This is a genomic window from Dehalococcoidia bacterium, from assembly GCA_021295915.1.
GTDB lineage: Bacteria > Chloroflexota > Dehalococcoidia > Lucifugimonadales > UBA1123 > VXRN01.
On the sequence record JAGWBK010000085.1, the window covers coordinates 1 to 3,133 of the forward strand.

2 protein-coding genes are annotated in these 3,133 nt (G+C 58.7%); both read left to right on the forward strand.

From position 1 onward, the window contains the following. Positions 1-340 precede the first annotated feature (340 nt). Complete coding sequence (locus J4G14_15090) at positions 341-751, forward strand: OB-fold domain-containing protein (GenBank protein MCE2459114.1); 411 nt, start codon at positions 341-343, stop codon at positions 749-751. A 299-nt stretch (positions 752-1,050) separates the two neighbouring features. Further along, the gene (locus tag J4G14_15095; protein MCE2459115.1) at positions 1,051-2,346 is read left to right on the forward strand and encodes a thiolase family protein; all 1,296 of its coding nucleotides are present in this window, start codon (positions 1,051-1,053) and stop codon (positions 2,344-2,346) included. The last annotated feature ends 787 nt before the right edge of the window (positions 2,347-3,133 follow it).

The following is a 3,133-nucleotide window of genomic DNA, read 5'->3' on the forward strand; positions in this document are numbered from 1 at the left end:
GCGGTACCTCTCGTGATGGTTTGGTCCGCCCAGCTTACCCCGCTTTCATATTCTGTCTAGCTTTTGTACAAAGTCGAGGTAAGAGGGTATCTGAAAAATCCCTTCTCCCTTGGTGGGCAGATGGGGGTATGTAAGCCTACAATTCGTTCGTCCTGAGCTTGTCGAAGGACACTTCGATCCCCTGGATTGCCGAGCGGCGAGCCACTAACGTGGGTTCCGGCCTTCGCCGGAATGACGGTTAGCGAATACATATCCCTGTCAGCCCGTCAAGGGAGAGGAGGCATGAAGAACCACCTTCTCAGACAAATCTGAGGTGAGAAAAATGTCAATAATCTCAGGCCTGGAGAGGCCCGCACCGGTCGCCAACGAGCTGACAAAGCCCTTCTGGGACGCCTGCAACGAGCGGCGGCTTGTCCTGCAGATGTGCACCATGTGCGAGAGGCTGCAGTATCCGCCCACGCCAGGGTGCGACAAGTGTGGATCGGCCGACACTTTCGAGTGGAGAGAGGTCGAGGGCAAGGGACACATCGATGTGTACATGGTGATACGCGACTCCCGCATCAGGGGGTTCCAGTCTGCGCAGCCCATCAACTTCGCCGTGATAACCCTCGACGAGGACCCGGGAATCAACTTCCTGTCCAACCTTCCCGGCACCCCTCCAGGCGAGGTCCCGGTCGGAGCACAGGTGGAACTGATCTTCGAAGAGACGAGCACCGGCCAGCTTGTCCACGAGTGGCAGGTGGTCACCTGACCCACCTTCAACAGGCCCCCTCCCACTCAGAGCTGACATACGTTGCTAAAGGGCTCCAAACAAGCACGAACACCAACCAACGGCCCCCTCTCCTGGGGGCTGACAGGGGTAGGTATTCGCAAATCGTCATTCCGGCGGAGGCCGGAACCCACGTAAGTGGCTCGCCGCTCGGCAATCCAGGAGATAGGAGTGTCCTTCGACAAGCTCAGGACGAACGAATTATCGGTCTACCTACCCCTTCAAGCTCTCCCTGAGGGAGACAGGACTTTCGTCTACGCAGATAACAAAAGGGAGCAGACATGGCTAGTAACACAGGTTGGATGAGAGACCAGGAAGGCATGGGAGTCTGGGAGCACCGGGGCAAGGTCGCTGTCGTGGGCTGGGGACAGTCCCACATGGACCGGCGCTGGGACGGCGTTTCTATGGACAGGAGCTGCGGCGGCCTGACCAAGGAGGCGTGCCTCAGTGCAATCGCCGACGCTGGCCTGTCTCTCGACGACATCGACGGGCTTATCACCAGCCGGGAGACCCGCGCCGAGCAGACCTGGGCGCCTCGACCATACTTCGACCCTCCCTACGACACCGAAGACGGCCTGACCTACACTTCGGCGGAGTGGATACAGAGGGAGCTGGGTCTCAAGAACGTTAAGCATCTCGAATCCGACGCGCCCTACATCGGCCCGATGATGGGGATGGCCGCCCAGGCGGTCGGCGACGGTCTGTGCGAGACCGCCCTGGTGTGGTACCCGATGGTCAACCTCTCAGGACGGTACGGGCACAACAACCCTCAGAACGTCAGCGAGGAGGCTCACGGCAACAGCGCCTTCTCTCTTCCGTGGGGATACCAGAGCGGCGCGATGTTCAACAACCTGGTGGTCTTCCTCCAGTACTGCCAGAAGTACGGCAAGACCCACGACGGGCTGGCGCCACTCTGCCTGAACCTGCGCAGGAACGGCCTAAAGACGCCCTGGGGGTTCTACGCCCTGCACGAGCCCTATCAGCTCACCCGCGAGGACTACCTGAACGGACGAGTCATCGAGGAGCCACTGGTTATCTACGACTGCGACAGGCCGGTCAACACCTGCGCAGCCTTCATCTTCACCACCGCTGAGCGCGCCAGAGACCTGAGGCAGAAGCCGGTCTACGTCCTCAACCATGCGCAGCAGAACAGCAGGGGCAGGAGCACCATGGCGACCCTGGACGAGCATCAGGAGGCGGTCGCTAGCATGGCACGAAAGATGTGGGAGGGCTCAGGACTGGGGCCTAACGACGTCGACATCTTCAACCCGTACGACGGCTATCTCACGTTCACCCAGCAGTTCCTGGAGGGCTTCCAGTGGCACGGCGTGAAGTGGGGGGAGGCCCACGACTTCTACGCTGAAGACATCAGGGTCGAGGGTCCGCACCCCTTCCTCTCCAGCGGAGGCAACAACGGCACCGGCCGCAACCGCGCCGTCCTCTACGCCGACAGCATCCAGCAGCTCCGAGGCACCGCAGGCGCCCGCCAGGTAACAGTAAAGGCCGAGACCGCCCTCGCCGGCTGCAACACCCCCGACAGCAACGGCTTCATCATGTTCAGCAAGTACCCAAGCTAGGGGGGAGGTCAACAGAGTAGGCTCGTTGCACTTAGTTGGGTGGTGCTGGCCATTTGCTTGAAGCGCTACTAAAGTAATAGCAACCGAATGACACCAACCACCCTTGTAGTTCGTGACTGCCCCTTAACATTGGTGCCCGAGTTCGTTTCGAGAATAGGTGCTTTGAAAGCTCTCACAAATTCCTGAGTTGTATGAATGGCTTTACGAGCGAGTGGGGAGTGGAGGGAAGAATAATGATGACACGTTGACGAGCCCGGGATATTGCAACATTGAGCAGTTTGGACGCTGATTCAAAAGGCTCTCCTTCTCTTCCGAAATAGTCATCGGACCGAAACACATGGATCACAGTGTCAGCCTCGCGACCCTTCGTCTGATGATAGTTCATGACCTTAATTGCGCCTAGGCCAGTGTAGTCCACGTTGATTAAGGCGTCGTCCGATCTACGGTCTACGGCGTCAGACAATTCTCTAATGGCGCCCTCAGAAACGGACATTCCCCTGACCGACCCATTTAAGCGTCGGAATTGTAACGCAGCCAAACGCCAGGGTCGACGGCTAGAGGCCATGCGTAGACTTTCCCAAGAGTTTACGGCGACTTGCACGAGGTCATCCATGAGCCCACTGCCTGCTTCAGAGAGGTCAAACTCAAGCTGTTTAAGAGCACTCTCAATGGGTTCCGGCAACTGTGCTGACCCGGCCAATGCGCGAGCTAAGAGGGTGTCTGAGAAGTGATTTCACGCTGGGTGGGTCAGTCGGCGTAGCATCAGCCTGACCATGGCAGCATACAC

Coding starts and splice junctions, on each gene's coding strand:
- J4G14_15095 (MCE2459115.1), top strand. CDS start 1,051: ATGGCTAGTAACACAGGTTGGATGAGAGACCAGGAAGGCATGGGAGTC.